Origin of the sequence: Anaerostipes sp. PC18 (assembly GCF_039789045.1) — a bacterium.
Classification (GTDB): Bacteria; Bacillota; Clostridia; order Lachnospirales; family Lachnospiraceae; genus Anaerostipes; species Anaerostipes hominis.
Genome location: NZ_CP121164.1, coordinates 2,414,842 through 2,441,148, shown reverse-complemented (window position 1 = coordinate 2,441,148; position 26,307 = coordinate 2,414,842). Strand labels below are relative to the sequence as shown.

Here is a 26,307-nt window from a genome sequence, read left to right as displayed (position 1 = left end):
TTTATTTCTTAATGAAATCAAAAAATGCTCCGCGAGGATACACACAAATGCGTAAGGAGAACCAATCATTTAAGGAGGAATTAGAATGGCAAATCACATCAGTGATGAAACGATCGAATACGTCGGTATTCTGGCAAAGCTTGAGCTGTCCGGCGAAGAAAAAGAACAGGCGAAGAAAGACATGGAGAGCATGCTGGACTATGTAGACAAGCTGAATGAACTGGATACGGACGGTGTTGAACCTATGTCTCATGTGTTTCCGGTAAACAATGTATTCAGAGAAGATATCGTCACAAATGGAGACGACAGAGAAGAGATTCTCGCCAACGCACCGGAGAGAAAAGACGGTGCCTTTGTGGTGCCAAAGACCGTAGAATAGGAGGAAGCCATGGGAATTTTAGATTTGACAGCCCTTGAACTGGGCAGAAAAATAAAAGCAAAAGAGATCAGCGCAGTGGAAGCGGTACAGGCTGTGCTGGAACAGACTAAGAAAGCAGAGCCGGCGGTGCATGCCTATGTATCATATGATGAAGAGAGTGCATTAAAGAGAGCAGAAGAGGTGCAGAAAAAAATTGATGACGGCACGCTGACTGGTCCGCTGGCCGGTGTTCCAGTGGCTGTGAAAGATAATATTTGTACAAAAGGATACAAAACTACGTGCAGTTCCAGGATTCTCGAAAATTTTGTTCCGACCTACGCCGCTCAGGCGGTGGAAAATCTTATCGCTGCCGGTGTGGTCATCATAGGGAAAACAAACATGGATGAGTTTGCCATGGGAAGCACGACTGAAACTTCGGCGTTCGGACCGACAAAAAATCCATGGAATCAGGAACATGTGCCGGGAGGATCTTCCGGCGGATCGGCGGCAGCAGTGGCGGCAGGAGAGTGCTTCATGGCACTCGGCTCAGATACCGGAGGATCGATTCGCCAGCCGTCATCTTTCTGCGGGATCACCGGAATGAAACCGACCTACGGCACAATTTCAAGATACGGATTGATTGCTTACGGTTCTTCCCTGGACCAGATCGGGCCCATGGCTAAAGACGTATCAGACTGTGCGGCTCTTTTAGAGGCTTCTGCATCCTATGACAAGAAAGATTCCACATCCATTGAGAGGGATGAGTATGATTTTACTTCCGCCCTGGTTGATGATGTTAAAGGAATGAAGATCGGAATCCCGAAAGACTATTTTGGAGAAGGACTGGACCCTGAAGTCAGAGAAGCTGTCATGGCGGCTGCCCGGACATTGGAGAAAAAGGGAGCAGTTGTTGAGGAGTTTGATCTGGGACTTGTGGATTATGCGATTCCTGCATATTATGTCATTGCGTCGGCGGAAGCCAGCTCAAACCTGTCACGGTTTGACGGGATTAAATACGGATACCGCGCCAAGGGAGCAGAAGGACTCCACGACATGTATAAAAAGACACGCTCCGGGGGATTCGGGCCGGAAGTCAAGAGAAGGATCATGCTTGGATCGTTTGTTTTAAGTTCCGGTTACTATGACGCGTATTATCTGAAAGCACTGAGGACAAAAGCACTGATCAAACAGGAATTTGACAAGGCATTTGCTTCCTATGACCTGATCCTCGGGCCGGCGGCGCCGACCACTGCACCGAAGCTTGGTGAGAGCTTAAGCGACCCGATCAAAATGTACCTCGGAGATATTTATACGATTTCGGCAAACCTGGCAGGACTGCCCGGAATCAGTGTGCCGTGCGGAAAAGACAGCAAAGGGCTGCCGATCGGCCTGCAGCTTTTGGGAGACTGTTTCCAGGAAAAGAAACTGATCCGGGCTGCCTATGCATTTGAACAGACGAGAACTTATGAAGCACCGGAGATTGTAAAGGGAGGTGTTCAGTAATGAGTAAACAATATGAGACTGTCATCGGGCTGGAAGTCCATGTGGAATTGGCAACTAACACGAAGATTTTCTGCGGATGCAGCACAGAGTTCGGGGGAGCGCCGAATACACATACCTGTCCGGTGTGCACGGGAATGCCGGGTTCCCTTCCGGTATTAAATAAACAGGTAGTTGAGTATGCCGTGGCTGTGGGACTTGCCACCAACTGCAGCATTACACAGAACTGCAAGTTTGACAGGAAGAATTATTTCTATCCCGACAACCCGCAGAATTATCAGATTTCCCAGCTGTATCTTCCGATCTGCAGAGACGGACATGTGGAAATCGAGACTGACGGAGGGACAAAGTCCGTCGGGATTCACGAGATCCATATGGAAGAGGATGCGGGAAAGTTGATCCATGACGAATGGGAAGACTGTTCCCTTGTGGATTACAACCGGTCCGGCGTGCCGCTGATCGAGATCGTCTCAGAGCCGGATATGCGCTCCGCAGATGAAGTCGTGGCTTATCTGGAAAAGCTTAGACTGATCATCCAGTATCTCGGGGCTTCCGACTGCAAACTTCAGGAAGGCTCTATGAGAGCCGATGTCAACCTTTCCGTCAGAGAAGCGGGAGCCGAAGAGTTCGGAACAAGGACAGAGATGAAGAACCTGAACTCTTTTAAGGCTATCAGGCGCGCCATTGAGGGAGAGACAGACCGCCAGATCGCTTTGCTGGAAGAGGGCAGAGAGGTGATGCAGGAGACGAGACGGTGGGACGACACAAAAGAAAAATCTTATCCGATGCGCTCCAAAGAGGACGCACAGGATTACCGCTACTTCCCGGACCCGGATCTTGTGCCGGTGATCATCAGCGATGAGTGGATAGAGCAGATCAGGGATGCACAGCCGGAACTGCGGGACGAAAAACGGAGACGTTATAAAGAAACTTACGGCCTGCCGGACTATGATATCGATATCATAACGGGAAGCAAACATCTGGCGAATATCTTCGAGGCAACCATCGATCACGGAGCCGAGGCGAAAGAAGTATCTAACTGGCTGATGGGAGAGACGATGCGTCTGGTCAATGATTCGGAAATGGATCTTACAGATATTTCCTTTGCACCGGAACATCTCGCGGCTCTGATCGGCATGGTGAAGAAGAATGAGATCAACCGTAAGGTAGCCAAGGAAGTCTTTGAGAAGATATTCAAAGAAGATGTGGACCCGAAAGCCTACGTAGAAGAACACGGATTGAAATCAATGAATGACGAGGGAGCGCTTAAAGAGACCATCACGCAGATTGTCAGCGGCAATCCGAAATCGGTGGAGGACTACAAGGCAGGGAAGAAAAAAGCCATGGGATTCCTGGTTGGACAGACCATGAAGGCGACCCAGGGGAAAGCAGATCCCGGAGTAGTCAATAAGATCCTGAAAGAAATATTAGAAAGTTTATAAAAAAGAACAGAAGCTTTGGTATGATTGTCACCCAAAGCTTCTTTTTGTGTAAAAACACAAAATGTTAAGAAATTATTCACAAATTGGTTGGGAATTCTGAAAGAGAAATCCGGTATGATATTGTCAAAAGATAAAATACAACGGAAAAACAAATCAGAAGGAGCGTTATCATGAAGGATTTTTACAGATCGATGTTTCTGCTTTCCCTTGGGATTACCCTGATTTTGATCGTGCAGGTGCTTATGATGTAGGATACCGCTTGAAATGGGAATTAAAAGAAAGTACAATAGTATTGGTTAAGTAAACGAGCACGATCAATAAGGAGAAGAGCCATACTATGAAGAAATATAAAGGAGCGGTATTTTTTGACTATGACGGAACATTAGTTGATGAAGTGGACCATATCAAGACAGTTATGCCGAAGACCCTGGAGGCTATTAAGAGACTGCAGGACAACGGATATGCAGCCCTGCTGTGTTCAGGGCGGACCAAACGATTTCTGGAGGCGGATATCGAGCATTTTGACGGGGCCGTCACCTGCAATGGAAGCTATGCGGAAGTGGACGGGGAAGTGCTCAGGGATATTTATATTGAGGAAGATCTGCTGCATGAAGTCATAGACAAGTATTTTATAAGAGATACGATCATCCAGATGGATACCCAGGACGTGACATACTATTTACATAACGACGAGGAATTCTTTAAGTATTTCTGCCGTCTGTTCAGTCTTCCGATGGAGTGGTATGCCCCGTGGAAGTACTGGGAAAAACAGCATATATCAAAGCTTACGATGAACTATAAAGAGCCTGATGTATTTGAAGATTTTAAAAGAGAATATGCAGACACATTCGAGTGTGCCAAACATGTCCGTGAGAATTTCTTTGACATTACGCTCAAAGGTGTCACGAAAGGAGACGCGGTTGTCCAGGTAGCAGATGATCTTGGGATTTCTAAAGAGAATCTCTATGCATTCGGTGATTCGGACAACGACGTAGAGATGCTTAAAAATGTCGGGACCGGTATCGGCATGGGACGGTGCAGTGATGCAGTGAAGGAGACTGCGGATATGTTCACCCAGACGACAAAAGAAAACGGAATCTATAATGCGCTGAACGAATTAGAATTGATATAAAGGTGGAAGCAGATGAAGAAAATTGTCGATGACGACCGTCTGATATATAAATGCTGCAATTTATACTATATGAAAAATAAGACCCAGGTGGAGATCTGCAACACCCTGGGACTTTCCAGGGCCACTGTATCCAGGATGCTGGCTCTCGGGAGGGAACAGGGAATTGTGAAGATCGAGGTCATAAACCCTATCAGCTACGATTACGGGGAATTAGAGCAGAAGCTGGAACAGAGGTTTGGTCTGAAAGAGGCCATCATTGTGGAGAGCGAGCCGCTTGACACAAAAGAGGAGCAGATGGATATGCTTTCAGAGGCGGCCTTTGACTACCTGAGCCATATCCTGAAAAATGATGACTATGTGGGAGTCACGATGGGGAGGACGCTGTCCCACATTGCCCATGTGGATAAATTTTATAACAAAGGCAATAAGCTTTTGTTTGTGCCCCTGTACGGAGGGATATCCCAGAAAAGGACGGAAAAGAGAGATGTACAGTCCAACCGGATTGCAGTGGAATTTGCGGAAAAGTTCGGAGGTGATTATGTCCAATTCCTGTCACCCGGTATTTTTTCCAGCAAAGAGGTGAAAGACATTTTCCTTCAGGAGGATACGGTAAACTACATCTATGAATATTTTTCAAAACTCAGGGTCGTGGTCATGGGGATCGGAATCCCGGAGGCCGGAGGAACAGCTCTTGTTGCAGAAGGATATTTAACGGAGAATGAATTAAAGAATTTTGTTGAGATGGGGGCAGTCGGAGACGCGTCGCTGTATTTTTACAACATCGAGGGAAATACGAAACCGTTTGATTCTTTCAATCAGCGTGTGGCAGGCATATCACAGGAGCAGCTGAAAAATATTGAAATAAGGATCGGGGTTGCAGGGGGAATCGAGAAATCAAAATCTGTCGTCGGAGCCGTGCGTTCCAAAAATATTAATGTTCTGATTACAGACTCAGAATGTGCAAGACAGATGCTGAAAGAAGTTTGAGTTTCATAATATCATCATAAGTTCATAAAGGACATAGAAAGGGACCTTCCGGAATTGCTGAATTCCGGAAGGTCTTTTTTTGTACTGATGTGTATTGAAATGATGTATAAATGTCGAGGTGATTCTAAATACTTATACAATATTTCAATAAAAACTATAGACTATGCAATAATAAAAGGGTTAAAATACATATACAGAAAAAAAAATCAAAGAAAGGAGAGAAAATGTCAAATCATGTGTTGATTCTTTTTGGAGTGTTTCTTGTACTGTTTCTGCTTCAGTCTGCCGGAGGGATTTTTCAGATCAAAGATTATGAGAAAGCCGTGCGGAGAGTAAACCGGGACGGAGCGGTAGGTATCGGACAGAAAAGAGGACGTCTGCTGTCCGGAGGCCATATTGTCATTCTTGCATGCGATGAGGGCGGAAAGATTACCGGCGGAGAAGCTATGGACGGGATTTCATTTCTGGCCAGATTCCATCCGGTGTCTGAGGTTTATCAGGTGCAGATACTGGGAAGGGATTTTCGGGAAGTTCTTTCGGAACTCCGCAGTATGACGAAGAAGAAACAAAAATTCTATAAAGGATACATACAGGCACTGGAAGCATTGGAAATGAGAGTGTAAGGAGGAACATATGCAGGTTATATCTAATTTGGCGAATGGATTCATGAAGCTGTTTTCCACAGGAGGACAGACGTTTTTGGGATGGGTGACCACGATTATTCCAACGGTAGTATGTCTGATGACAGCAGTCAACGCGATTATAAAACTGATCGGAGAAGACAGGGTAGAAAAATTTTGTATGAGGATCACCGGAAACAGGCTGTGCCGGTATTTATTTCTACCTGTCATCGCAATGATCTGTGTCGGCAACCCGATGGCATATACTTTTGGCAGATTCGTAGAAGAGAAGTATAAGGTTCCTTTTTTTGACGCGGCGATCAGCTTCTGTCACCCAGTGCTGGGGTTCTTTCCCAATGCCAATGCCGGTGAGCTGTTCGTATACATGGGGATTGCAGCAGGTATCCAAAAGCTGAGCCTGCCGCTGGGTGATCTGGCAGTCCGCTATTTTCTCGTGGGACTTGTAGTTATTTTTATCCGCGGCATGGTGACAGAAAGAATTTATCTGATGCTCAGCAATAAATATCAGAAGATGGGAAATAAGGAGGTAGCTGTCCATGAATAAGCCAGTAAAAATCGTCGCAGGTTCCGGAGGATACGGGGGACCGCTTGTAGTGCAGGCAACAGAAACATGCAATAAGATTCTTTGTATGACAGCGATAGGAGGAATTCATCCGCTGGCCGCAAAGCTGGCGGAGATGACCGGCGGGGAAGCAGTCGACGGTCACAAGAATAATGTACCGGATGAAGAAATCCTGGTCGCTATCGTCGACTGCGGAGGAACGTTACGGTGCGGAATTTATCCGCAGAAGGGAATTTTTACCGTTAATTTAAATCCTGTTGGACAGTCAGGGCCTCTGGCAAAATATATTACTCCGGATATATACGTATCTGCTGTTAACGAAAGCTGTCTGTCTTATGCCGACGGTGAAGCTGCCACCGAGAAAAAAGCGCCGGAAGAAGAAAAAGACAGCAGCCGGGATATGAAACAGGAACAGACGGCTGAGCGGCCGGGACTGATCACGAGGCTCGGCATCGGAGTAGGGCAGGTTGTCGGAAAGTTTTTTGCAGCAGGACGTGAGACTATTGAAATGGTAGTAAAAAATATCCTTCCGTTTATGGCATTTACCAGTACGATCCTTGGAATCATCACAGCTACGGGACTCGGGAACGTCATTGCCAAGACAATTTCGCCGCTGTGTGCCACGCTCCCCGGAATGCTGATCATATCTCTTATTTGTGCTATGCCGTTTTTGTCACCGGTGCTCGGCCCCGGAGCCGTTATCGCACAGGTCGTGGGAACTCTTCTGGGATCACAGATCGCTATGGGCAAGATACCGGCCCAATATGCACTGCCGGCACTTTTTGCGATCAATGCCCAGGTAGGATGTGATTTCATCCCGGTAGGGCTGAGTCTTGCGGAGTGTGAGTCAGAGACCATAGAACTGGGTGTTCCGTCCGTCCTGTATTCCCGTGTCATTACAGGGCCGTTGGCAGTTATCATTGCGTTCGCTGCAAGCTTTGGACTGTATCATTCATAGAAAATAATATTTATACATAATTTCAATATTAAATATAGACTTTGCGTAAATAAAAAGGTAAAATGAAGACATAAAATCAAAGGAGGCAGAAGTATATGAAGATTTCAATTGGATGTGACGAAGCAGCCTATGAGTTAAAAGAGGCAATCAAAAAGAGATTGGAGGAGACGGGTCATACCTGTGTGGACAATGGAGTGGAAGCCGGAGAAACCGCATTGTATCCGGATGTTGCGGTAAAGACCTGTGAAAAAGTGACCAGCGGTGAGTGCGACAGGGGGATTCTCGTGTGCGGCACCGGCATCGGTATGGCTATGACGGCAAATAAGGTGCCGGGAATCCGGGCGGCTGTCTGCCACGATCCGTTCTCCACAGAGCGCTCCATTCTGAGCAATGACGGAAATGTGATGTGCATGGGAGCCAGGGTGATCGCACCTCAGCTGGCTTTATATCTTTTGGATATTTGGATGGGACTTGAATTTAAAGATGGGCCGTCTACCGAAAAGGTCGAGAGGATCACTTACTACGAGAAACAATTCAGCAAATAGACAGGAGGAGAGCATATGGATGAAGTTTTAAATTATTCTATGAACGAAATGGCAGGCGCAGATTTTGACTGCAGCTGCGGCAGACATCATACACTGGATATCAGGCATATCATCATGGGGCAGGGGGTTCTTAAGGAACTCACAAAAGTACTGGAGCCGTTTTCCGGCAAAAAGGTTTACATGCTCAGTGATAATCACACATTTAAGGCAGCAGGAGACCGGGTGCTTTCAATTCTGGAAGGCGAGGATTATCTTGTAAAAAACGTGATGCTGGATTCCGGGGATGATATTTTGATTCCCAATGAACAGGCCGTGGGAACGATGTTTCTGAACCTGGAACCGGATACGGCGGTGATCGTTGCGGTTGGCTCAGGGACGATCAATGATATGGCAAAATATATGTCTGCGAGAACAAAGATTCCATATGTGATCGTCTGTACGGCTCCTTCCATGGACGGATATGTCGCCGACGGGGCACCGCTGATCCTGGAGGGAAAGAAAATATCTTTTGTCGCCACACTTCCTTACGGCGTCATCGGAGACACAGATATCATGAAGCAGGCGCCAATGCATATGATCCATGCCGGATTCGGCGATGTGCTGGGCAAACTGACCGCCCTTGCCGACTGGTATCTGGCAAAAGAAAAAGTCGGCGAATACTGCTGTGAGACCTGTGTGACTCTTGTGCAGAGAGCACTGGACAAAGTCACAGGCAGCGCAGAAGCCCTGGCAAAGAGGGACGATGACGCGGTCCTTTACCTGATCGAAGCGTTGACCCTCACAGGGGTGGCCATGGGACTGATCGGTGTATCCCGCCCGGCTTCCGGTGCAGAGCATATGCTCAGTCATTACTGGGAGATGGACTTTATCGCGAAGGGAAAGTTCCCGGAACTGCACGGCATCAAGGTAGGCATTGCAACGCCTGTTATTGCAGAAATATTTGAGCTGATGAAGGATGAGGTGCCAAAAGAAGCCATGAAGCTGGCGCCTTCCAGAGAATATGTGGAGGGACTCTTAAAAACAGTGGGGGCGCCGGTGTATCCGACGGATATCGGAATTGACAGAGAACTGTTTTATAACAGCATTTTGGAGGGATACAAGGTAAGAAATCGGTACAGTATTCTGGAACTGGCCCTGCAAACGGAAAAACTTGAAGAAATTGCAGAAAAAATAACCAATCGTATTTATCAGTAAGGGAGAGATGAAATGAAATATTTTACAAGAATTCAGAAGCTGGGGAAAGACTCGCTGACATTTTTAGGAGACCCTGATTCAAATTTTATTATTCTGTTTAATGATAATGCGCCCCCTGCATTTGAGGATCTCTGTGTGCTGCATACGATTGAGGAGCTGAGAGCAAATATTGAGCCGGGAGATATGATGCTGATCAATGAAAAAGGATTTGAAGTGACGGCAGTGGGTACTGAAGCAAATGAAACTCTCAGGGGACTCGGACACTGCACGGTAAGCTTTAAAGGCGGTCCGGAAGCAGAGCGCCCGGGATGTATTATGGTGGAGGCGGTAAAAGGTGAGGAGCCTTTGACATCCGCAGATTTCGCACCGGGAAATACAATCGAATTCATATAAGAATTTATACAAATGTATGTATAATAGCGGTTTTAAAAGCATTTATACAAATGTTCAAAATAAGGTATGGATTTTATCATAGAATGGAAGTAAAATGAAGGTATATTACCAGTGGTATTATTTATATTGCAGGTGGTAATCTTATTTGAAAATTAAGATTCGGGAGGAAGCAAAATGGATGAGATCTTAAACTATTCTATGAATGAAATGGCAAAAGCAAGTTTTGACTGCAGCTGCGGAAGGCATCATACTCTGGATATCGACAAGTTGGTGATGGGTCAGGGAGTAATAAAAGAACTGCCGGAAATGGTAAAGGGCCTTGGTGCAAAGAAAGTCTACATGCTGAGCGACAACAATACATACAAAGCGGCGGGAGAGACCGCAGAGAAACTGTTGAAGGATGCAGGATTTCAGGTGAAAAGTGTGGTCCTGGATTCAGGGGAAGATATTTTAATCCCGGCTGAGCATGCTGTTGGAACGATGTTCTTAAACCTGGAGCCTGAGACGGATGTTTTGATCGCGGCAGGTTCCGGAACTTTGAATGATATGGTAAAATATATGTCAGCCAGGACAAAGATTCCATACATCATTGTCTGCACCGCACCTTCTATGGATGGCTATGCATCAGACGGAGCCCCTCTGATCCTGGGAGGAAAGAAGATTTCCTTCATTGCAACCCTTCCCTACGGCATCCTCGGGGATACGGATATCATGAAGCAGGCGCCAATGCATATGATTCGCGCCGGGTTCGGGGATGTGATAGGAAAACTTACCGCTCTTGCAGACTGGTATTTGTCCAGGGAGATGACCGGGGAATACTGCTGTGAGACTTGTGTGACCCTCGTTCAGAAAGCCCTTGATAAAGTAACCGGAAGTGCAGAGGCACTTGCAAACAGGGATGATGAAGCGGTTCTCTATCTGATCGAGGCGCTGACGCTTACCGGAGTGGCCATGGGACTGATCGGCGTATCCCGTCCGGCATCCGGAGCAGAGCATATGCTGAGCCATTACTGGGAGATGGAGTTCATCGCAAGGAAAAAGTATCCGGAGCTCCACGGAATCAAAGTCGGCATCGCCACACCGATCATTGCGGAAATTTTCGAGATTATGGGAGACGAAATTCCGGAGGCGGCGAAGAAGCTGGCACCGACCAGAGAATATGCGGAAGGGCTTTTAAAGACCGTAGGTGCGCCGGTTTCTCCGAAAGAAATCGGAATCGACAGAGATCTGTTTTACCAGAGCCTGCTTGACGGATATAAAGTCAGAGACCGGTACAGCGTCTTAGACCTGGCAGTGGAAAAAGGAAAGATGCAGGAGATCGCGGAGAAGATCACACATCGCTTTTATGATGAAGATTAAGGAGAATGACAGATGAAGCAAAATATTCAGGCAGTGAAAGATATTAAATGTTTTGTCCTCGACATGGACGGGACCATCTATCTTGGAAATGACTTGTTTCCATTCACACAGGACTTTTTAAAGAAAGTGGAAGACACAGGGAGGGAGTATTATTTCTTTACGAATAATTCTTCCAAGAGCCAGCAGGCCTACATAGATAAACTTTCGGGAATGGGAATTTCCATCACACCGGAGCAGATGATGATTTCCAGTCATGTGATGATCCAGTACTTAAAAAAGAACCATCCGGGGGAAACCCTCTATGTGGTAGGGACACCTTCTCTTCTAAAAGAGTTTGAAGCCTTTGACATGCCGCTGGTGGACGAAGATCCGGACATCGTCATCCTTGGTTTTGATACGACACTTACTTATGAGAAGATTTCTAAAGCCTGTCATTATGTGCGTAATGGATGTACATACTATGGCATTAATCCGGACTGGAACTGTCCGATGGAAGGCGGAAATTTCATACCGGACTGCGGTTCCATGGCGAAACTGGTGGAGGCATCCACGGGACGTTTCCCTGAATTCTTTGGGAAACCTTCAAAACATACCCTGAATTATTTTGTGGAGCAGTCAGGGTACCGTCCGGAAGAGATCGCTATCGTAGGCGATCGGCTGTACACGGATATTGCAGTGGCGGACGGAAGCCCTGTGACTTCAATCCTGGTGCTTTCGGGAGAGAGTACGCTGGAGGATGTAGAGAAAAGTGATGTGAAGCCGGATGTGATCGTGGATTCATTGGAGGATATCACGGAGATTCTTTAGCCTTCATTGATTTCGTTCAGGCCGGATGTTATAATGGAGACAATCAAAGGAGGAATTCATTATGACAAAAAGAGAAGCATTTTTCTTCGGCGGATTCTGGCTCTGGCTCGGCGTAGTCATCGGTTTTCTGATCGCTCCGATTAAAAAAGGAGTGGAGATTGGCAATAACAATACGTGTGACAACAACACTTATGAAGGCAGACAAAAGAAACCTGAGCCGGACAAAAAGCACCATAAATAATCAATACCCTTTCGGAGACGTGATTCCGAAAGGGTATTTTTACGTATACCTTATCGCGCGAAGCGCGTCCACCCGAAGGGTATAAAATACGGTGTGCCCTGCGGGTATGATTTAAATTTTCTCAGACGAAACGTTTTCCCTGACGGCTGTCCGTCTCCTTCATGCGCCGGGAAATCTCATTCAACACTTTTCTTTTGTTGAGCGTCCAGAGTGGAGCAATCAGCAGGTCCCTGGGACCGTCCCCTGTTAGGCGGTGGATAACAATATCTCCTCGTAGTTCCTCAATACAGCGGATGACGAAATCAACGTAGTCATCAAGTTCATAGACAGGGAATGGATGTTTCTCATACAGAGCGCCGAGATCGGTGTGTTTCAGCACGTGGAGAAGGGAGAGTTTGACCCCGTTTATCGGAAGCTGATTTAAATACCGGACAGACTGAAGCATCATCTCTTCTGTTTCTCCAGGCAGTCCGAGAATCAGGTGGACTACAACATTGATCCCTAGATCATGCAGTGCTTTTAATGCCTGTTGAAAACAGGAAAGAGGATAGCCTCTTCGGATGAATTGTGCAGTTTTCTCATGGATGGTCTGGAGTCCAAGTTCCACGAAGACTGGCTTTATCTGATTTAGTTCATCGAGCAGTTCAAGCACGTCCTGAGGAAGGCAGTCCGGGCGGGTGCCGATGGCAAGTCCTACAATTTCTTCCTGCAGGATAGCCTCATGAAAAAGAGAGTGCAGTTTTTCATAAGGAGCATAGGTGTTTGTAAACGCCTGAAAATAGGCAATATATTTATGGGCATCCGTCTTTTTGCTAATCAGGCGGATACTTTCTTTGATCTGTTTATCAATGGGGAGAACAGCGTCGGGCGCAAAATCTCCGGAGCCTCCTTCGCTGCAGAAAATACAGCCTCTGTTTCCAAGGGTGCCGTCCCGGTTCGGACATGTGAAGCCTCCGTTTAAAGAAATTTTATATATTTTTTCGCCAAAGGACTGTTTTAAATAAGAATCAAAAGAGTAATAGCGTTTTCCATCCCAATCCATTAAATGTGGTTCCTTTCTGCTATGTGGTATATTTCCATAGTTTGTTCACACATTGATCCTAAGCCTTTCCAATTCGTCCTATAAAATGGAAATATCTAAAAGAAGGATGGGGAGGCTAATATTAATGAAGAAAAAACTAAAGGATATCATGGTTATGATACCGGGAAAAATAAAAAAACACAAGAAGCTGACGGCCGTTTTATTGGCTTTGTTTGTGGCAGTGGGCGTATTTTCGGGGAGATTGGTTTTGACAAGAAAGGCAAAAGGTGAAGATCCTTACTGTGGGAAATGCATTTGTAGATACATCCTTAAGCATATCTCCGGTCATTTGAATGATATTTCTTATATTTTCGGCTGCAGTGGGGATTATTTTCGGATTATATCCTGCGAATAAGGCGGCAAATTTAAAACCGGCGGAAGCCCTGCATTATGAGTAAAATCTTTCGTGTTCTGTCTTTTTTTCTCGTGAAATGTCGGTTATAATCATCCTAGACGACAGGGAAAGGAAGAATAGAAATATGGATGCGGTTTTATTTGATGTTGACGATACATTGTATGATCAGCGGGAGCCTTTTAAAAGAGCCTTCTATCAGTTGTTCGGCGAAACATATGAAGTTGATATGGAGCAGCTGTTTGTGCTGAGCAGAAAGTACAGTGATGAGGCTTTTGAACATTCCCAAAGCGGGAAGATGACAATGGATGAGATGTATATTTACAGAATTCGGAGGGCACTGAAAGAGTTTGATATAAGAATCCCAGATGAATCCGCACTTCAATTCCAGCATTTATACGCCGGATATCAAAAACAGATTGCGGTTTCGGAGGTTATGAAAGAGGTCCTGACATTCTGCCGGGATAGGGTTCCCATAGGGGTGATCACAAACGGACCGTCCGGACACCAGTGGGAGAAAATAGAGACGCTGGGCCTCAGAAAGTGGTTTTTGGACGATACAATCTTCGTGTCCGGAGATGTGGGAACTGCAAAGCCTGCTGAGAAGATTTTTTGGTATGCATGTGATAAGATGAAGCTTCGGGACGCCTCGGTCTGGTATGTCGGGGATTCCTTCCGGAATGATGTAGAGGGAGCAAAAAACGCCGGGCTTCATTGCATATGGATGAACCGGAGGAATCATACATATCCGGTATCCAAAATACGTCCGGATCACTGTGTCTGCTCGGAAAAGGAGCTGTACCAGCTGCTGCAAAAGCTTCTGTGAGATAAGACAGGTCTAAAACTTTTCAAAACGTATGGAAAAGTTTTAGACCTGTCTATTTTTTTGCAAAAATGTCCGAAATCCTTTTGACTGTTTTTTGAAAGGGGACGGTGATATAGTAAAGACACAGCAACGGAGGGATAAAAATGAACAAGAGATCAAGGGAGATTTTGCTGGGACTCATAGATTTGGAGAAGACATTCCGTATCAGTGAACTGGCAGAGAAATTCCAGGTGTCGGAGCGCACTATAAGAAATGACATCAATGATGTCAATGACTTCTTGGAACAACATGAGCTTTCTTCAGTAAAACTGGGGAGCAACGGGACACTTCTTGTGGAGGATGACATTGAACTGGCGGCAGGCCTGTTTAATCAGAATGATTTTTACACATACCGGCTTTCCAAAGAAGAGAGAAAGCCGCTGATCGCGGCGATCCTGATCGAAGCTTCGGGCTATACGACTTTATCAAACATGGCAGAACTTTTGTATGTGAGCAGGGCCACAATCATCAACGATTTAGAGAGTGTCAAGCAGATGCTTTTAAAGGAACATCTCACTGTGGAATCCCATTCCAACAAAGGGCTTGCCCTTCACGGAAAGGAGAGTGATAAGCGGGCATGCCTGTTAAAACTTCTGAACCAGGACGGATCTTTTCAGGCCGCAGGTTCTGTGGTCCAGAGCTTTATCAGAGGACTGAATATCAGCCACAGGCTGAAAAAAGAAGACAAACAGAACCTGCAGAAAATCATTAATGAACAGGAGCACACACACGGGAGGTTTTTAACCGACGCATCTTTCAACTATCTGCTCTCGTATCTGACCATACTGATCCAGAGAGTTAAGCAGGGGCATCAGATCACCGAGTCTCTGGAGGTAAAGAAGAGCAAGTACGAGATGGCAGAGGATATTTTGAGGTATGTGTGCCAGTACTGGGAACTTCCTGAGAGCCAGGGGGAAAAGGAACTGTTAAGCGATATTCTGGACAGCTTAAGCTACATAAAAAAGGACAGCAGGAACCAGAGAATCATCGGCCTCCAGTTGGTCACAAGGAAATTCATTGAGCAGATATCCAATGAGCTTCAGGTGGACCTTAACCGGGATTTTGTGTTTTATGAAAATCTTGTAAACCATCTGGAATCCATTTTTACGAAAGAGTTTAATATCACTCAGAGAGACGATTTTCTCAGACAGATCGTAGAACAAAATCAGGAAGCCCTGCATGCGGTTAAGAACAACATTGAGATGCTGGAACGGTTTGTGGGAAGAAAGATCCAGGCGATCGAGGCCGATTACATTGTGATTCACATCAGCGCCGCTCTGGAGCGGAGAAAGAAAAAGGAAATTGATTTCCGAGTTGTCATTGTCTGCAACGGCGGAGTGGGGACATCGCAGCTCCTTCTGGCAAAAATGAGAAACCGCTTTGATTTTCACATCATCGATGTTGTCTCTGCCCATGATCTAAGAAAAAGCCATTATGAAGACATTGACATGATCGTGTCCACGATTCCCTTAAAGGCTTATGAGGGAGAATATGTGCTTGTGACACCGATGTTTTCTGACGAAGATTATCTGAGGGTTAATAAAAAGATCGAGCTTCTCCAGAAAAAGAACAGGGTTCGCCAAAAGAAGCTGCCCGAAAAAGAAAGAAATCCAGATGAACTTTCCGCTTTGCTGCGGCCGGTGATCAGAGATCCGGAACTGTTCAGGGAAGTGTCCATGAAGATCTATGAGTATTTCGAGGAGTCCTTTGATGAGGAGCGGGAGCCGTTTTTGTGTGAATTGTTGAGAGAAGAGAATATTCAGCTTAATATCGAGTGCAGAGACTGGAAGGATGCCATCAGAAAATCGGCAGAACCGCTGCTTTTAAAAGGGTATATCGAAAATCGGTATGTGGACGCCATGATAGAAAATGTACTGGAAAACGGCAGCTACATCGTTATTTCCAAGGGATTTGCACTGCCCCACGAGGGATTTGAGCTGGGCAGCCGGAAAGTTGGGATGAATATGATCCGTCTTAACAGGCCGGTGATCATTGAGGACGAGGACGGTGACCGGGAAGAAGTGAGATTTTTCTGCTGCCTGAGCACCGTGGACCACAAAAAGCACATCAAAGCCTTTTTCCACCTGGTTAATATGCTGACCAATGAAAGATTTAAGGAAGAGCTGTGGAATGCCGAAAGTCCCCGGGAGACAGCGGCAATTATTAAAACTTATGAACAGAGAATAAAGGAGTGACAACATGGTTTGGGAACATTTAAACAAGGAATTGATACTGCCTCAGATTGATGCCAAAGACAGTGCAGACATTTTTGAGCAGGCGGGAGGAAAATTAGTCTCTCTGGGCTACTGTAAGGACAGCTATGTAGAGGCATTAAAGCTGAGAGAGAAAGATTTCCCCACAGGCGTTGACATGGGAGGGGTGGGAGTTGCCATTCCCCATACGGATGTGAGCCATGTCCTGAAAAAGGGCATCGTCATCGCTACCACAAAGAAGCCGGTCACCTTCGTACAGATGGGAACGGACGATGAGACCGTAAATGTAAGGGTCGTCTTCATGCTGGCCGTGGATGAGAAAGGGCATCTCGAGTTATTGCAGGCAATTTTAGGGATTCTGCAGGACCTTCATGTAGTAGAAAAACTAAGCAGCGCGCAGAACCCGGAAGAAATTATAAATATCATCAAAGAAAAGGAGAATTCATTATGAAAAAGAAAGTTATCGTAGCATGCGGAGGAGCAGTGGCAACATCCACAGTAGCGGCAAATGCAGTGGTGGATCTGGCGAAGGAAAATGGAATTGATGTGGAAATCGCGCAGGTAAGAATCTCAGAGATCGAGTCCAATCTTCCGGCCGATCTGATCGTGACGACCTCAAAGGTAAAACGGGATTACGGTGTGCCGCTGATTACAGGGATGCCGTTTATCTCAGGGATCGGCGCAGACAAGACAAAAGAAAAGATTTTGGAAGTACTGAAATAACAGACACGTGGGAAACACCAAGGAGGTAAAGGAGAAAAACTATGGGTATTTTTGGAGACGCGATTAATTACATCATTGGCTTGGGTGCATCCGTTATGCTGCCTCTCGTCATCGCTATACTGAGTATTATTGTAGGAGTGAAAGTAGGAAAGGCCATCCGTGCCGGACTTATGGTAGGTGTTGGATTTGTAGGGCTGGGACTTATCGTCGATATGATGAATGCAAATCTGGGGCCTGCGGCAAAGGCCATGTCAGAGACTTTTGGGCTCCACATGAGTGTGGTAGACGTAGGGTGGCCGGGGATGTCGCCGATTACATGGGCATCCGGCATCGCAACCGTTGCGATCCCAGTAGCAATTCTTGTAAATGTGGTGATGCTTATACTCAAGCTTACCAAAACCGTAAATATTGATATTTGGAACATCTGGCACATGACATTTACCGGGGCGATTGCCTATGCAGTGACAGGAAACTTTGCCATCGGGATTGCAGGCGTAGTGGTCCATGCAATTTTTACATACAAATTCGGTGATCTGTATGCTCCGCTGATGGAAGACTATTTTGAACTGGAAGGCCTTACAGTTCCCCACGGAACATCCGCCTACCTGGCACCGTTTGCCTGTACGATCGACGCCATTATCGAAAAGATACCAGGACTGAACAAGATCAGCATTACTGCCGATAAACTACAGGAAAAAGTAGGTGTGCTCGGAGAACCTATCGTCATCGGAGGACTCCTCGGAACTTTAGTAGGTGCGCTGGCAGGCTATAATTTTCAGGCCGCACTTCAGCTGGGCATCAAGATGTCCGCAGTCATGGTACTTATGCCGAAAATCACAAAATGTATCATGGAAGGCCTCATGCCGATCTCAGAGAGAATGAAAGAAATTCTCACCAAACGTTCCGGGGACGGAGAATTTTACATCGGACTTGATCCGGCGATCCTTTTAGGGGATTCCCAGGTAGTAACCGCAGGGCTGATTTTTATCCCGCTGACAATCTTGATCGCAGTAATCGTGCCGGGAAACATCATTCTTCCATTCGGTGATCTGGCGACGATCGGGTTCTTTATTGCCATCGCTGTGGCTGTCCATAAGGGAAATCTGTTCCGCACGCTGATCTCAGGCTCCGTGATTATGTATGTGACCATCTGGATCGCCAATCAGGCAATTCCGTGGACTACGGCACTTGCTAAGTCCGTTAACCTGACAAACGGAGCATCCAGAATTGCCGCACTCGACCAGGGCGGGTCACCAATCACCTATATGTTCACACAGATCTTTACGAGGGAAAACCTTGCAGGGCTAGCTGTAATCGCCGTGATCTACGCAATCTGTCTCGTATTCACTGTAAGGACATCCAAGGCCAGAGCGGCCGCATTAAAAGAAGAGAAGTAAAACATCAGAAAACCGGGCGGGCTTTTGCACGCCCGGACTGATAACAGAATATCAGGAGGAAAAAGATGCCATTAATGACAACAACACAAATGCTCCTCGATGCCCAGAAAAACGGGTATGCAGTGGGTGCTTTTAATGTAGAAAACATGGAAATGGTCATGGCGGTCATGGAGGCAGCCGAGGAACTTCATTCCCCGGTCATCATGCAGACTACGCCGTCCACGGTAAACTATGCGGGACTGGATTATTTTCTGGCAAATGTACGGACGGCGGCAGAGCGTGCCAGCGTGCCCATCGCCATGCATCTGGATCACGGAAACAGTTTTGAACTGGCCATGCAGGCATTGAGGGTTGGCTATACATCCATTATGATCGACGGGTCCCATGAATCCTTTGAGGAGAACATCCGGCTCACCAAATCCGTAGCCGATGCATGTGCCCCGTCCGGAGTTCCGGTGGAAGCGGAGCTTGGAAAAGTCGGCGGAAAGGAAGACGATTTGGACGGAGGGGCCGGAGGATACACGGAACCTTCAGAGGCGTTGGAATTCGCAGACAAAACGGGAATTACTTCTCTGGCCGTGGCCATCGGCACAGCCCATGGCGTTTATAAAGGGGAACCGAAGCTGGATCTTCTGCGCCTGTCAGAAATCCGGAAAGTGGTTTCTGTACCACTGGTGCTCCATGGAACAAGCGGTGTGCCGGACGAGACGGTGACGGAATGTGTCAGCCGGGGGATCTGCAAGGTAAACTACGCTACAGATTTAAGGATCGCATTTACAAGCGGGGTTACCAGTGTGCTCAAAGAAAAACCAAATACGATCGATCCCAAAAAATATAATGCCGCGGGAAAAGAAATGGTAAAGGAATATGTCAAATCAAAAATAAAGGTCGTAAAGAGTGAAGGAAAGGCTTAGGTGAGTGGTATGAAAGCAGGAGTGGTCCATGCAAAAAATGACATCCGGTTCGAGGAAATCAAGACCCCGGTTCCGGAAAAAGGGCAGGTGCTGATCAAAGTCAAATATACAGGAATCTGTGGCTCTGATGTGCCGAGAGTCAACGGGGATGCGTGTCATTTCTTCCCGAATGTGCTGGGACACGAGTTTTCCGGTGTTGTGGAGCAGACCGGGGAAGGAGTTCAAGCCCTGAAATCCGGAGACCGGGTAGCCGGGGTGCCTCTGGTGCCCTGCATGAAATGTGAGGACTGTCAGAAGGGAAATTATTCCCTTTGCAGGCATTACAGTTTTATCGGGTCCAGGGAATTCGGCAGTTTTGCCGAGTATGTGGCAGTGCCGGAGAAAAATGCAGTAAAATTTGAAGATTCCGTATCTTTTGAGCAGGGGGCTTTCTTCGAGCCTGCCACAGTGGCTCTCCATGGACTTTTAAGGACCGGCTACCGGGGAGGAGAAAATGTGGCGATCCTGGGCGGCGGTACCATCGGGCTGTTCACGGCCCAGTGGGCAAAGATTTTCGGTGCAAAAAAAGTTACGGTTTTTGACATCAGTGACGAGAGACTTAAGCTTGCAGAGAAACTGGGCATCGACGAGGGTATCAATACTCTGGATAAAGACTTCATGGAGCAGGCTATGGCGCTTACCGGGGGTAAAGGATTCGGCTATGTGTATGAGACCGCAGGGGTTACCACGACCATGAAATATGCATTCCGATTGGCAGCCAATAAAGCGGGAGTCTGCTTTATCGGAACACCGACTAAAGAATTATCCTTTAGTGTGGAAGAATGGGAAAATATGAACCGGAAAGAATTTACTCTGACCGGGTCCTGGATGTCCTACAGCGCCCCGTTTCCGGGGAAAGAATGGGAGCTTACAGCCCATTATTTTAAGACCGGGCAGCTGAAATTTGATGATTCACTGATATTCAAGAAAATTCCTTTATCTGAAATAGCGGATGCTTTTGAACTTTACAAAGAAAAAGGTACAGTAAAAGGCAAGATTTTGATTGACAGTGAGGGATGATTTATGATTTTAACAGTGACACTGAATGTATCAGTGGATAAAGCATACAAAATAAAAGGAGCTGTGTGTCCCGGCGCCGTCTCCAGGGTGGAGGAATGCAGGAACACCGCAGGAGGAAAAGGGCTCAATGTGGCAAGGATTGCAGATCTGTGCGGAGAAGATGTTTTAGCAGCTGGTTTTGCCGGAGGATTCAACGGCGATTATGTCAAAGCAATGCTTTGCGAAGACGGAATTCAAAGCAGATTTACAAAAGTAAAAAGCGAGTCCAGAAGCTGCATTAATATATTGGCCGGGGACGGTACATCCACAGAATTTCTGGAACCGGGTGCGCCGGTAGAGGAAGAGGAGTGGAATCGGTTCTTAAAGGATTTTGAAGAGATGGTAAGAGAGAGTCATGTGGTTACTATCTCAGGCAGCGCTCCAAAGGGACTTAGGACGGATTGTTACCGGAAGATGATCGAAATAGTGAAGAGGCAGGGAAAAGAGGTTATCTTAGATACCAGCGGAGAGTATTTAAGAGATGGACTGAAAGCGAAACCTACGATGATAAAACCCAATCAAGAAGAACTGGAAGACCTGCTTGGAGTGGAGATTAAAAACCGGGAAGAACTGATCTCGGCAGGGAAAAAGCTTGGAAGTCAGGGAATCCCATATGTAGTCATATCCCTTGGGGCAGAAGGAGCTTTAATGATTTGTGATGAAAAAATCTATCACGGAAAGCCTCCTGAATTAGACGCGGTGAATCCTGTAGGATGCGGGGATTCCATGGTAGGAGCCTTTGCAGCGGCGTTCTGCCAGGGAAAAACAGACAAAGAAACACTGGCTTATGCAGTGGCAGTGTCTGCTGCCAATGCGATGAATCCGGGGACAGGAAGATTCCGCATCAAAGATATGGAAGAAATTTTTTCAAAGGTAGAAGTTGAAGAGATTACTTATTAACAGCAGAAAAGCAAGACACTATGCAGCATGAAGTGTCTTGCTTTTTATTATTTCTTAGGAAAGACATTGTAAAGCCCCTCAAAGAGTGAGGGCCCAGGAGATGAAGCGGGCTTGCCATTTTGTTCAGACAGGGATATATGCAACGGAATTCCCATGGTGGCGGATGACCTGTTCCAAATCGGCACAGCTGATCCACACCGTGGCAGTGTTATCGTTTGGATGAACTCCGATGCAGGAGCTGTCTTTGAGTTCTTCGTCTATAAAAACTTCCACAGCCAGATGTTCATCGTTTAAGATTCCCATGGGAGAGACAGAACCTTTGGTTACCTTCAAATGTTTCATGAGCCGTTCCTCCGATGCGAAACTTAATCTGGATGAACCGATGGTCTGCCGGAGCGTTTTCAGATCCACCAGTTTGTCTCCGGCAACAAGAACGAGAAAATGCCGCTTGCCGCTGCCGTCTCTTAAAAAGAGATTTTTTGCAATGGATTCATTGGGTCTGGTCAGATGCAAAGCCTCGATCTCCTCCATCGTATAGGCAGCAGGGTGATTTTCGTACTCATATGGGATGTGGAGGCGGTCAAGCGTATCTAATACCTTTTGTTTCATGTTCAAGTCCTTCTTTCTATTCGATCAGTGACAGAAGTTCGTCGGGTTTTTCCAGCACAACGGCATTTTCTTTTTTCAGTGCTTCGGAGGCTCCCCATCCTGCAAGGGCAAAATCACATCCGGCGGCTCTGGCACAGTCTATGTCATAGCTGGTATCCCCGATAAACAGCATTTGGCTTATCGGTATTTCAGACTGTTCTGCCAGATATAACAGAGGTTCAGGGTCCGGTTTGGCATGTGCTGCCTCGTCCAGGCAGATGGAGTGCTCCATGAAATGTTTCAGCCCATGGCGCTCCATCGTTTCTTCATATTCGATTCGGAGTTTATTTGTAGCAACGCCCAGGATAAGCCCTTTTTGCCTCAGGGCAGATAAAGTGTCCAAAATTCCGTCAAACGGATGGATCGTATGTGCATAGCAGTCAATATATTTTAACCACCCGTTAATACTTCCCTCAGGAAAGCCCATAGAGTCCAGCAGGGCCAGGCTGTCGCCGCCGAGAACAAATTCAAGCTCATTAAGCGGCCTGAATTCTTTCCATGTCTCTTCGTACAGATCTCTGAAGCCTGCGAGAATGGAATATTTGGTGTCCAGCAGAGTACCGTCCAAATCAAAACAGATCATCTTATAACCAAGTGATAAGCTATTCATATATCTTCCTCACTTTATAAAACAGAAATCGTATAGGCAAGTGTCTCTGACTGCCCCGGGCCCAGTATGCGGACTCCGCGTTTGTGTTCAAAAATGCCGTCCTCATTGGAACAGGTAGAAGTGCCTGACCAGGGTTCAATTGCCACAAACGGTCCGTCATTGGCGCTGGACCAGATGCCGAGATAATCAAAGTCTTTAAAATCGACGCGGATTCCTTTTTGCGTTTCTTTATGCAGCAAAGAAGCCGATCTGGATTCCAGACTGTCAAAGATCAGGGCGTCGTCATAAAAAAGTTCGTGCTTTACGCCGAATGAAGACGCATGATCAAGCAAAGCCTTTCTGTTGTTTACATTGATCAGGCCGTCCTCTGTCAAAACCGGACATCCGGCCGTCTCCGGCTTTTCAAATTCTATGATATAATCCTCAAAAGCTTCTCCTTCATTCAGTGGACAGTTAAACGCGGGATGTCCTCCAACAAAATATGGCATCACTTCAGAGCCACAATTCTTCACGGTGTGTTCGACAATCACACTGCGGTCTTTGACACGGTAAGTCATTTCAAGTTCAAAGTCATAGGGGAAAGATTTCATGGTCTCTGCGTCAGCGTGCAGAAACAGAGAAATGCTGTCGCTATCCAGGTGACGGAGGGTAAATTCACATCTTCTGGCTATTCCATGCCTGCCCATAGAACAGGATTTACCGTCTCCGATTTTCGCCTCCCCGTTCCTTAAACTTCCGCAGATTGGAAACAGGATTGGAGCCTGTCCGCTCCAGAAATCAGGATTGCCCTGCCATAAGTACTCTAAGCCTGCTTTATCTTTAATAGAAGTAAGGCCTGCCCCGGATGTGTCAACAGAAACTGTAAGAACACCGTTTTTTAATTGATATGAACTCATATTACGCTCCTTTTGCTGAACAAAAATAAACAAGTTTCTTTTCAGAATATTATACCTTATATGATATAATGGTGCAAAGGAGAAACATTATGACAAGCAGCCGTTTATTTGAGATCATTTATATTTTGCTGGAGAAAAAGAAAGTGACAGCGCCGGAGCTCGCCGAGAGGTTTGAGGTTTCGGTGAGAACGATATACCGGGATATCGATGCGCTGAGCAGTGCGGGCATACCGGTATACTGTACTCAGGGAAAAGGAGGGGGCATTGGCCTGTTGGAAGACTTTGTCATGGACAAGTCTGTCCTCACGGAGGAGGAACAAAATCAGATACTTCTCTCACTCCAATGTATGGCAGTCACGAATCACATGAATGCTGAAAAGCTTCTATCCAGATTGTCCAGCCTGTTCCAGAAGGACGATGAGAACTGGGTCTACGTAGACTTTTCACGCTGGAACCCAGGGGGAGAAAAGGAACTGTTTGAAAAACTGAAAGAAGCGATCCTTAACAGGGAAGTGGTCATATTTGATTACTATAATGCGAAGGGGGAACATTCCAGAAGGGAGGCAGAGCCCATGCAGCTGTATTTCCGCGGCATGGACTGGTATCTCGCTGCATTCTGCAAAAAGAGCAGGGAGATAAGGATCTTTAAACTCAAGAGACTTAAAAATCTGGAAAAAACAGAAGAACGCTTTTTGAGAAAAGACATCCGGGATATGAAAACAATGCCGCTCCTGGAAGAAAAGAATGATATGGAAGTATCCGTCAAGGTAGAAAAAAGTCTTGGATTCCGTGTCTATGATGAATTCGATCCGGACTGGATTCGGGAGCAGGAGGGATTTTTTTATATCACGTTCCCATGTTCCGGGGAAGAATGGCTGTATGGATGGCTTTTATCCTTCGGGCCGGGGCTTGAGGTGCTCGGGCCAAAAGAAGTCCGCAGCGAAATGAAATGCCGTCTCCGGCGCATGGCAGGCCGGTATGAAGAAAATATTTAAAACCTGACAGACAGCTGTCAGGTTCTCTGTTGTACAATAAAGAAAAAACAATGGAGGCAGAATTATGAATTATGAAGTGGTAGAATTAGAAGAAAAGATTGTTGCAGGGATCAGTGCGAGGACATCCAATGATGCACCGGATGCCGGGATGGTGATAGGATCTCTGTGGGGGCGTTTTTTTAAAGAAGGGATCTTTTGTAACATTGCAAACAAAGTAAATGAAAAGAGTATCGGCCTGTATTCTGATTATAATGATGAGAGTATGCAGGAATATCAGATCACAGTGGGATGCGAGGTAAGCAGCACCGAACAGGACCAGGAAGGACTTACTTTCATTGTGATCCCAGAAGGAAAATATGCAAAGTTTATTGTCCGGGGCCATATGCAGAAAGCTGTGACCGAGTTTTGGATCAAGCTGTGGAAGATGGATTTAAACCGCAGCTTTACAGGGGATTTTGAAGAATACCAGCCGGGAGGCACGCTGGAAGACTCAGAAATTCATATGTATATTGCACTGAAGGAGTGATACACAAAAATGGATTATGTGAAAGCAAAGCATATCATAACCAGAGGACCGGGGGACTCCTGGTTCGGCGGAGATTATAATATGAATATATACCGTGGCTGCTGCCACGGTTGTATTTATTGTGACAGCCGGAGTGACTGTTATCATATTAAGAATTTTGATCAGGTGAAAGCGAAAGAACATGCCATGGAAATTATCCGGGATGATCTGAGAAGGAAAACAAAAAAGGGAGTTGTGGCAACCGGCGCCATGAGTGATCCGTACAATCCTTTTGAAAAAGAACTGATGCTGACCAGGCATGCCCAGGAACTGATCAACGCTTTCGGCTTTGGCAGTGCCATTGCAACGAAAAGTGCCATGATTACAAGAGACATCGACATTCTGGAAGAGATAAAGGAACATTCCCCTGTAATCTGCAAGCTGACGATTACGACCTGTGACGACACTCTCTGCAGAAAAATAGAGCCGGGGGTATCCCTGTCATCTGAACGGTTTGAGGCTCTTGCGAAACTCAAAGACGCGGGGATTTTTGCAGGGATCTTAATGATGCCGGTGCTTCCGTGGATCGAGGATACAGAAGAAAATATTCTTGGTATTGTTAAGGCAGCGAAAGAATGTGGAGCAGATTTCATCTATCCTGCCTTCGGAGTGACATTGAGACAGAATCAGAGAGAATGGTATTTTGAGAAACTGGACAGACTGTTTCCGGATGAAAATTTGAGGGAAAAATATAAGAAGAGGTATGGAGACCGATACCAGTGTACCAGTCCGCATGTAAAACAGCTGTGGAGCCGGTTTGCGGCCGCCTGCAATGATGCGGGTATTCTGTTTAATATGCGTCATATCATTAGGGCATACAGGCGTCCGTATGAAGCCAGGCAGATGAGTCTGTTTGACCTGTTTTAAGAAAATATAACAAGGGGCATTGTACAGCGGCTGTACAGTGCCCCTTGTGCCTGAGTGGAAAAAA

General features: G+C 46.4%; 30 protein-coding genes. 26 read left to right on the top strand and 4 right to left on the bottom strand.

Annotation, left to right across the window (positions count from 1 at the left end; all coding sequences use genetic code 11):
* Positions 1-85: 85 nt before the first annotated feature.
* The 14 genes from gatC to P8F77_RS13250 all read left to right on the top strand — a co-directional run bounded on the left by gatC (position 86) and on the right by P8F77_RS13250 (position 12,119).
* Positions 86-379, top strand: coding sequence for an Asp-tRNA(Asn)/Glu-tRNA(Gln) amidotransferase subunit GatC (gene gatC, locus P8F77_RS13315; RefSeq protein ID WP_024726836.1), 294 nt, complete (start codon positions 86-88; stop codon positions 377-379).
* Between the two features lie 9 nt (positions 380-388).
* Positions 389-1,861: an Asp-tRNA(Asn)/Glu-tRNA(Gln) amidotransferase subunit GatA gene (gatA, locus tag P8F77_RS13310; RefSeq protein WP_024726837.1), complete on the top strand. Its 1,473-nt coding sequence runs from the start codon at positions 389-391 to the stop codon at positions 1,859-1,861.
* A complete protein-coding gene (gatB, locus tag P8F77_RS13305; protein ID WP_287517316.1) occupies positions 1,861-3,300 on the top strand; it encodes an Asp-tRNA(Asn)/Glu-tRNA(Gln) amidotransferase subunit GatB in 1,440 nt (479 codons plus the stop codon). Before gatA ends, gatB (P8F77_RS13305) begins: the two co-directional genes overlap by 1 nt.
* Positions 3,301-3,637: 337 nt before the next feature.
* Complete coding sequence (locus tag P8F77_RS13300; RefSeq protein WP_287517317.1) at positions 3,638-4,432, top strand: HAD family hydrolase; 795 nt, start codon at positions 3,638-3,640, stop codon at positions 4,430-4,432.
* Positions 4,433-4,444: 12 nt separating this feature from the next.
* Positions 4,445-5,419: a sugar-binding transcriptional regulator gene (locus tag P8F77_RS13295; protein ID WP_024726840.1), complete on the top strand. Its 975-nt coding sequence runs from the start codon at positions 4,445-4,447 to the stop codon at positions 5,417-5,419.
* Between the two features lie 224 nt (positions 5,420-5,643).
* Positions 5,644-6,042, top strand: coding sequence for a transcriptional regulator GutM (locus tag P8F77_RS13290; RefSeq protein WP_024726841.1), 399 nt, complete (start codon positions 5,644-5,646; stop codon positions 6,040-6,042).
* Positions 6,043-6,052: 10 nt separating this feature from the next.
* A complete protein-coding gene (locus P8F77_RS13285) occupies positions 6,053-6,604 on the top strand; it encodes a PTS glucitol/sorbitol transporter subunit IIC (protein ID WP_024726842.1) in 552 nt (183 codons plus the stop codon).
* Positions 6,597-7,580, top strand: a complete 984-nt coding sequence (locus P8F77_RS13280) for a PTS glucitol/sorbitol transporter subunit IIB (RefSeq protein ID WP_024726843.1) — start codon at positions 6,597-6,599, stop codon at positions 7,578-7,580. Before P8F77_RS13285 ends, P8F77_RS13280 begins: the two co-directional genes overlap by 8 nt.
* Before the next feature lie 95 nt (positions 7,581-7,675).
* Entirely contained in the window at positions 7,676-8,125 is a 450-nt protein-coding gene (gene rpiB, locus P8F77_RS13275; protein ID WP_024726844.1) for a ribose 5-phosphate isomerase B, read from the top strand.
* A gap of 15 nt (positions 8,126-8,140) precedes the next feature.
* The gene (locus P8F77_RS13270; RefSeq protein ID WP_148459644.1) at positions 8,141-9,319 is read left to right on the top strand and encodes a sn-glycerol-1-phosphate dehydrogenase; all 1,179 of its coding nucleotides are present in this window, start codon (positions 8,141-8,143) and stop codon (positions 9,317-9,319) included.
* Between the two features lie 12 nt (positions 9,320-9,331).
* Positions 9,332-9,712, top strand: coding sequence for a PTS glucitol/sorbitol transporter subunit IIA (locus tag P8F77_RS13265; RefSeq protein ID WP_024726846.1), 381 nt, complete (start codon positions 9,332-9,334; stop codon positions 9,710-9,712).
* Between the two features lie 174 nt (positions 9,713-9,886).
* Complete coding sequence (locus P8F77_RS13260; RefSeq protein WP_270430284.1) at positions 9,887-11,071, top strand: sn-glycerol-1-phosphate dehydrogenase; 1,185 nt, start codon at positions 9,887-9,889, stop codon at positions 11,069-11,071.
* Positions 11,072-11,083: 12 nt separating this feature from the next.
* Positions 11,084-11,878, top strand: coding sequence for an HAD-IIA family hydrolase (locus tag P8F77_RS13255; RefSeq protein ID WP_024726848.1), 795 nt, complete (start codon positions 11,084-11,086; stop codon positions 11,876-11,878).
* A gap of 61 nt (positions 11,879-11,939) precedes the next feature.
* Entirely contained in the window at positions 11,940-12,119 is a 180-nt protein-coding gene (locus tag P8F77_RS13250) for a hypothetical protein (protein ID WP_024726849.1), read from the top strand.
* A gap of 121 nt (positions 12,120-12,240) precedes the next feature.
* Here the strand turns inward: P8F77_RS13250 and P8F77_RS13245 are convergent, their stop codons facing one another.
* On the bottom strand, positions 12,241-13,161 hold the full coding sequence (locus P8F77_RS13245; RefSeq protein WP_287517322.1) for a TIGR01212 family radical SAM protein: 921 nt from the start codon (positions 13,159-13,161) through the stop codon (positions 12,241-12,243).
* Positions 13,162-13,285: 124 nt separating this feature from the next.
* Here P8F77_RS13245 and P8F77_RS13240 point away from each other — a divergent pair, with 124 nt between their 5' ends.
* The 9 genes from P8F77_RS13240 to pfkB all read left to right on the top strand — a co-directional run bounded on the left by P8F77_RS13240 (position 13,286) and on the right by pfkB (position 21,662).
* On the top strand, positions 13,286-13,555 hold the full coding sequence (locus P8F77_RS13240; RefSeq protein ID WP_330625550.1) for a hypothetical protein: 270 nt from the start codon (positions 13,286-13,288) through the stop codon (positions 13,553-13,555).
* Between the two features lie 124 nt (positions 13,556-13,679).
* On the top strand, positions 13,680-14,378 hold the full coding sequence (locus tag P8F77_RS13235; RefSeq protein ID WP_270430287.1) for an HAD family hydrolase: 699 nt from the start codon (positions 13,680-13,682) through the stop codon (positions 14,376-14,378).
* Positions 14,379-14,521: 143 nt separating this feature from the next.
* Complete coding sequence (locus P8F77_RS13230; RefSeq protein WP_148459641.1) at positions 14,522-16,612, top strand: BglG family transcription antiterminator; 2,091 nt, start codon at positions 14,522-14,524, stop codon at positions 16,610-16,612.
* 4 nt (positions 16,613-16,616) lie between these two features.
* Positions 16,617-17,081 carry a PTS sugar transporter subunit IIA gene (locus tag P8F77_RS13225; RefSeq protein WP_024726853.1) on the top strand — a complete coding sequence of 155 codons (465 nt, stop codon included), beginning with the start codon at positions 16,617-16,619 and terminating at the stop codon, positions 17,079-17,081.
* A complete protein-coding gene (gene gatB, locus P8F77_RS13220) occupies positions 17,078-17,353 on the top strand; it encodes a PTS galactitol transporter subunit IIB (RefSeq protein ID WP_024726854.1) in 276 nt (91 codons plus the stop codon). The genes P8F77_RS13225 and gatB (P8F77_RS13220) overlap by 4 nt, the downstream gene beginning before the upstream one ends.
* 41 nt (positions 17,354-17,394) lie before the next feature.
* Entirely contained in the window at positions 17,395-18,750 is a 1,356-nt protein-coding gene (locus P8F77_RS13215; protein WP_024726855.1) for a PTS transporter subunit IIC, read from the top strand.
* 65 nt (positions 18,751-18,815) lie between these two features.
* A complete protein-coding gene (gene gatY, locus P8F77_RS13210; RefSeq protein ID WP_287517327.1) occupies positions 18,816-19,664 on the top strand; it encodes a tagatose-bisphosphate aldolase subunit GatY in 849 nt (282 codons plus the stop codon).
* Between the two features lie 9 nt (positions 19,665-19,673).
* On the top strand, positions 19,674-20,723 hold the full coding sequence (locus P8F77_RS13205; RefSeq protein ID WP_287517359.1) for a galactitol-1-phosphate 5-dehydrogenase: 1,050 nt from the start codon (positions 19,674-19,676) through the stop codon (positions 20,721-20,723).
* Between the two features lie 3 nt (positions 20,724-20,726).
* Complete coding sequence (gene pfkB, locus P8F77_RS13200) at positions 20,727-21,662, top strand: 1-phosphofructokinase (RefSeq protein ID WP_024726858.1); 936 nt, start codon at positions 20,727-20,729, stop codon at positions 21,660-21,662.
* Between the two features lie 123 nt (positions 21,663-21,785).
* Here pfkB and P8F77_RS13195 read toward each other — a convergent pair whose 3' ends face one another.
* Genes P8F77_RS13195 through P8F77_RS13185 form a run of 3 tightly spaced genes read right to left on the bottom strand, consistent with a single transcriptional unit; the run spans position 21,786 to position 23,816 of the window.
* Positions 21,786-22,271, bottom strand: a complete 486-nt coding sequence (locus tag P8F77_RS13195) for a prolyl-tRNA synthetase associated domain-containing protein (RefSeq protein ID WP_270430288.1) — start codon at positions 22,269-22,271, stop codon at positions 21,786-21,788.
* A 16-nt stretch (positions 22,272-22,287) separates the two neighbouring features.
* Positions 22,288-22,920, bottom strand: coding sequence for an HAD family hydrolase (locus P8F77_RS13190; protein WP_024726860.1), 633 nt, complete (start codon positions 22,918-22,920; stop codon positions 22,288-22,290).
* A gap of 14 nt (positions 22,921-22,934) precedes the next feature.
* Positions 22,935-23,816 carry an aldose 1-epimerase family protein gene (locus P8F77_RS13185; protein ID WP_024726861.1) on the bottom strand — a complete coding sequence of 294 codons (882 nt, stop codon included), beginning with the start codon at positions 23,814-23,816 and terminating at the stop codon, positions 22,935-22,937.
* Positions 23,817-23,905: 89 nt separating this feature from the next.
* Here P8F77_RS13185 and P8F77_RS13180 point away from each other — a divergent pair, with 89 nt between their 5' ends.
* The 3 genes from P8F77_RS13180 (at position 23,906) to P8F77_RS13170 (ending at position 26,243) form a co-directional block, all read left to right on the top strand.
* A complete protein-coding gene (locus P8F77_RS13180) occupies positions 23,906-24,811 on the top strand; it encodes a YafY family protein (RefSeq protein WP_024726862.1) in 906 nt (301 codons plus the stop codon).
* Positions 24,812-24,875: 64 nt separating this feature from the next.
* Positions 24,876-25,337, top strand: a complete 462-nt coding sequence (locus P8F77_RS13175) for a GyrI-like domain-containing protein (RefSeq protein WP_024726863.1) — start codon at positions 24,876-24,878, stop codon at positions 25,335-25,337.
* Positions 25,338-25,346: 9 nt separating this feature from the next.
* Positions 25,347-26,243, top strand: coding sequence for a radical SAM protein (locus P8F77_RS13170; RefSeq protein WP_024726864.1), 897 nt, complete (start codon positions 25,347-25,349; stop codon positions 26,241-26,243).
* Positions 26,244-26,307: the final 64 nt, after the last annotated feature.

What these genes read in the sequence shown, in the direction of transcription:
- gatC (WP_024726836.1), top strand. Translation starts at nt 86, where the DNA reads ATGGCAAATCACATCAGTGATGAAACGATCGAATACGTCGGTATTCTG.
- gatA (WP_024726837.1), top strand. Translation starts at nt 389, where the DNA reads ATGGGAATTTTAGATTTGACAGCCCTTGAACTGGGCAGAAAAATAAAA.
- gatB (WP_287517316.1), top strand. Translation starts at nt 1,861, where the DNA reads ATGAGTAAACAATATGAGACTGTCATCGGGCTGGAAGTCCATGTGGAA.
- P8F77_RS13300 (WP_287517317.1), top strand. Translation starts at nt 3,638, where the DNA reads ATGAAGAAATATAAAGGAGCGGTATTTTTTGACTATGACGGAACATTA.
- P8F77_RS13295 (WP_024726840.1), top strand. Translation starts at nt 4,445, where the DNA reads ATGAAGAAAATTGTCGATGACGACCGTCTGATATATAAATGCTGCAAT.
- P8F77_RS13290 (WP_024726841.1), top strand. Translation starts at nt 5,644, where the DNA reads ATGTCAAATCATGTGTTGATTCTTTTTGGAGTGTTTCTTGTACTGTTT.
- P8F77_RS13285 (WP_024726842.1), top strand. Translation starts at nt 6,053, where the DNA reads ATGCAGGTTATATCTAATTTGGCGAATGGATTCATGAAGCTGTTTTCC.
- P8F77_RS13280 (WP_024726843.1), top strand. Translation starts at nt 6,597, where the DNA reads ATGAATAAGCCAGTAAAAATCGTCGCAGGTTCCGGAGGATACGGGGGA.
- rpiB (WP_024726844.1), top strand. Translation starts at nt 7,676, where the DNA reads ATGAAGATTTCAATTGGATGTGACGAAGCAGCCTATGAGTTAAAAGAG.
- P8F77_RS13270 (WP_148459644.1), top strand. Translation starts at nt 8,141, where the DNA reads ATGGATGAAGTTTTAAATTATTCTATGAACGAAATGGCAGGCGCAGAT.
- P8F77_RS13265 (WP_024726846.1), top strand. Translation starts at nt 9,332, where the DNA reads ATGAAATATTTTACAAGAATTCAGAAGCTGGGGAAAGACTCGCTGACA.
- P8F77_RS13260 (WP_270430284.1), top strand. Translation starts at nt 9,887, where the DNA reads ATGGATGAGATCTTAAACTATTCTATGAATGAAATGGCAAAAGCAAGT.
- P8F77_RS13255 (WP_024726848.1), top strand. Translation starts at nt 11,084, where the DNA reads ATGAAGCAAAATATTCAGGCAGTGAAAGATATTAAATGTTTTGTCCTC.
- P8F77_RS13250 (WP_024726849.1), top strand. Translation starts at nt 11,940, where the DNA reads ATGACAAAAAGAGAAGCATTTTTCTTCGGCGGATTCTGGCTCTGGCTC.
- P8F77_RS13245 (WP_287517322.1), bottom strand. Translation starts at nt 13,161, where the DNA reads ATGGATTGGGATGGAAAACGCTATTACTCTTTTGATTCTTATTTAAAA.
- P8F77_RS13240 (WP_330625550.1), top strand. Translation starts at nt 13,286, where the DNA reads ATGAAGAAAAAACTAAAGGATATCATGGTTATGATACCGGGAAAAATA.
- P8F77_RS13235 (WP_270430287.1), top strand. Translation starts at nt 13,680, where the DNA reads ATGGATGCGGTTTTATTTGATGTTGACGATACATTGTATGATCAGCGG.
- P8F77_RS13230 (WP_148459641.1), top strand. Translation starts at nt 14,522, where the DNA reads ATGAACAAGAGATCAAGGGAGATTTTGCTGGGACTCATAGATTTGGAG.
- P8F77_RS13225 (WP_024726853.1), top strand. Translation starts at nt 16,617, where the DNA reads ATGGTTTGGGAACATTTAAACAAGGAATTGATACTGCCTCAGATTGAT.
- gatB (WP_024726854.1), top strand. Translation starts at nt 17,078, where the DNA reads ATGAAAAAGAAAGTTATCGTAGCATGCGGAGGAGCAGTGGCAACATCC.
- P8F77_RS13215 (WP_024726855.1), top strand. Translation starts at nt 17,395, where the DNA reads ATGGGTATTTTTGGAGACGCGATTAATTACATCATTGGCTTGGGTGCA.
- gatY (WP_287517327.1), top strand. Translation starts at nt 18,816, where the DNA reads ATGCCATTAATGACAACAACACAAATGCTCCTCGATGCCCAGAAAAAC.
- P8F77_RS13205 (WP_287517359.1), top strand. Translation starts at nt 19,674, where the DNA reads ATGAAAGCAGGAGTGGTCCATGCAAAAAATGACATCCGGTTCGAGGAA.
- pfkB (WP_024726858.1), top strand. Translation starts at nt 20,727, where the DNA reads ATGATTTTAACAGTGACACTGAATGTATCAGTGGATAAAGCATACAAA.
- P8F77_RS13195 (WP_270430288.1), bottom strand. Translation starts at nt 22,271, where the DNA reads ATGAAACAAAAGGTATTAGATACGCTTGACCGCCTCCACATCCCATAT.
- P8F77_RS13190 (WP_024726860.1), bottom strand. Translation starts at nt 22,920, where the DNA reads ATGAATAGCTTATCACTTGGTTATAAGATGATCTGTTTTGATTTGGAC.
- P8F77_RS13185 (WP_024726861.1), bottom strand. Translation starts at nt 23,816, where the DNA reads ATGAGTTCATATCAATTAAAAAACGGTGTTCTTACAGTTTCTGTTGAC.
- P8F77_RS13180 (WP_024726862.1), top strand. Translation starts at nt 23,906, where the DNA reads ATGACAAGCAGCCGTTTATTTGAGATCATTTATATTTTGCTGGAGAAA.
- P8F77_RS13175 (WP_024726863.1), top strand. Translation starts at nt 24,876, where the DNA reads ATGAATTATGAAGTGGTAGAATTAGAAGAAAAGATTGTTGCAGGGATC.
- P8F77_RS13170 (WP_024726864.1), top strand. Translation starts at nt 25,347, where the DNA reads ATGGATTATGTGAAAGCAAAGCATATCATAACCAGAGGACCGGGGGAC.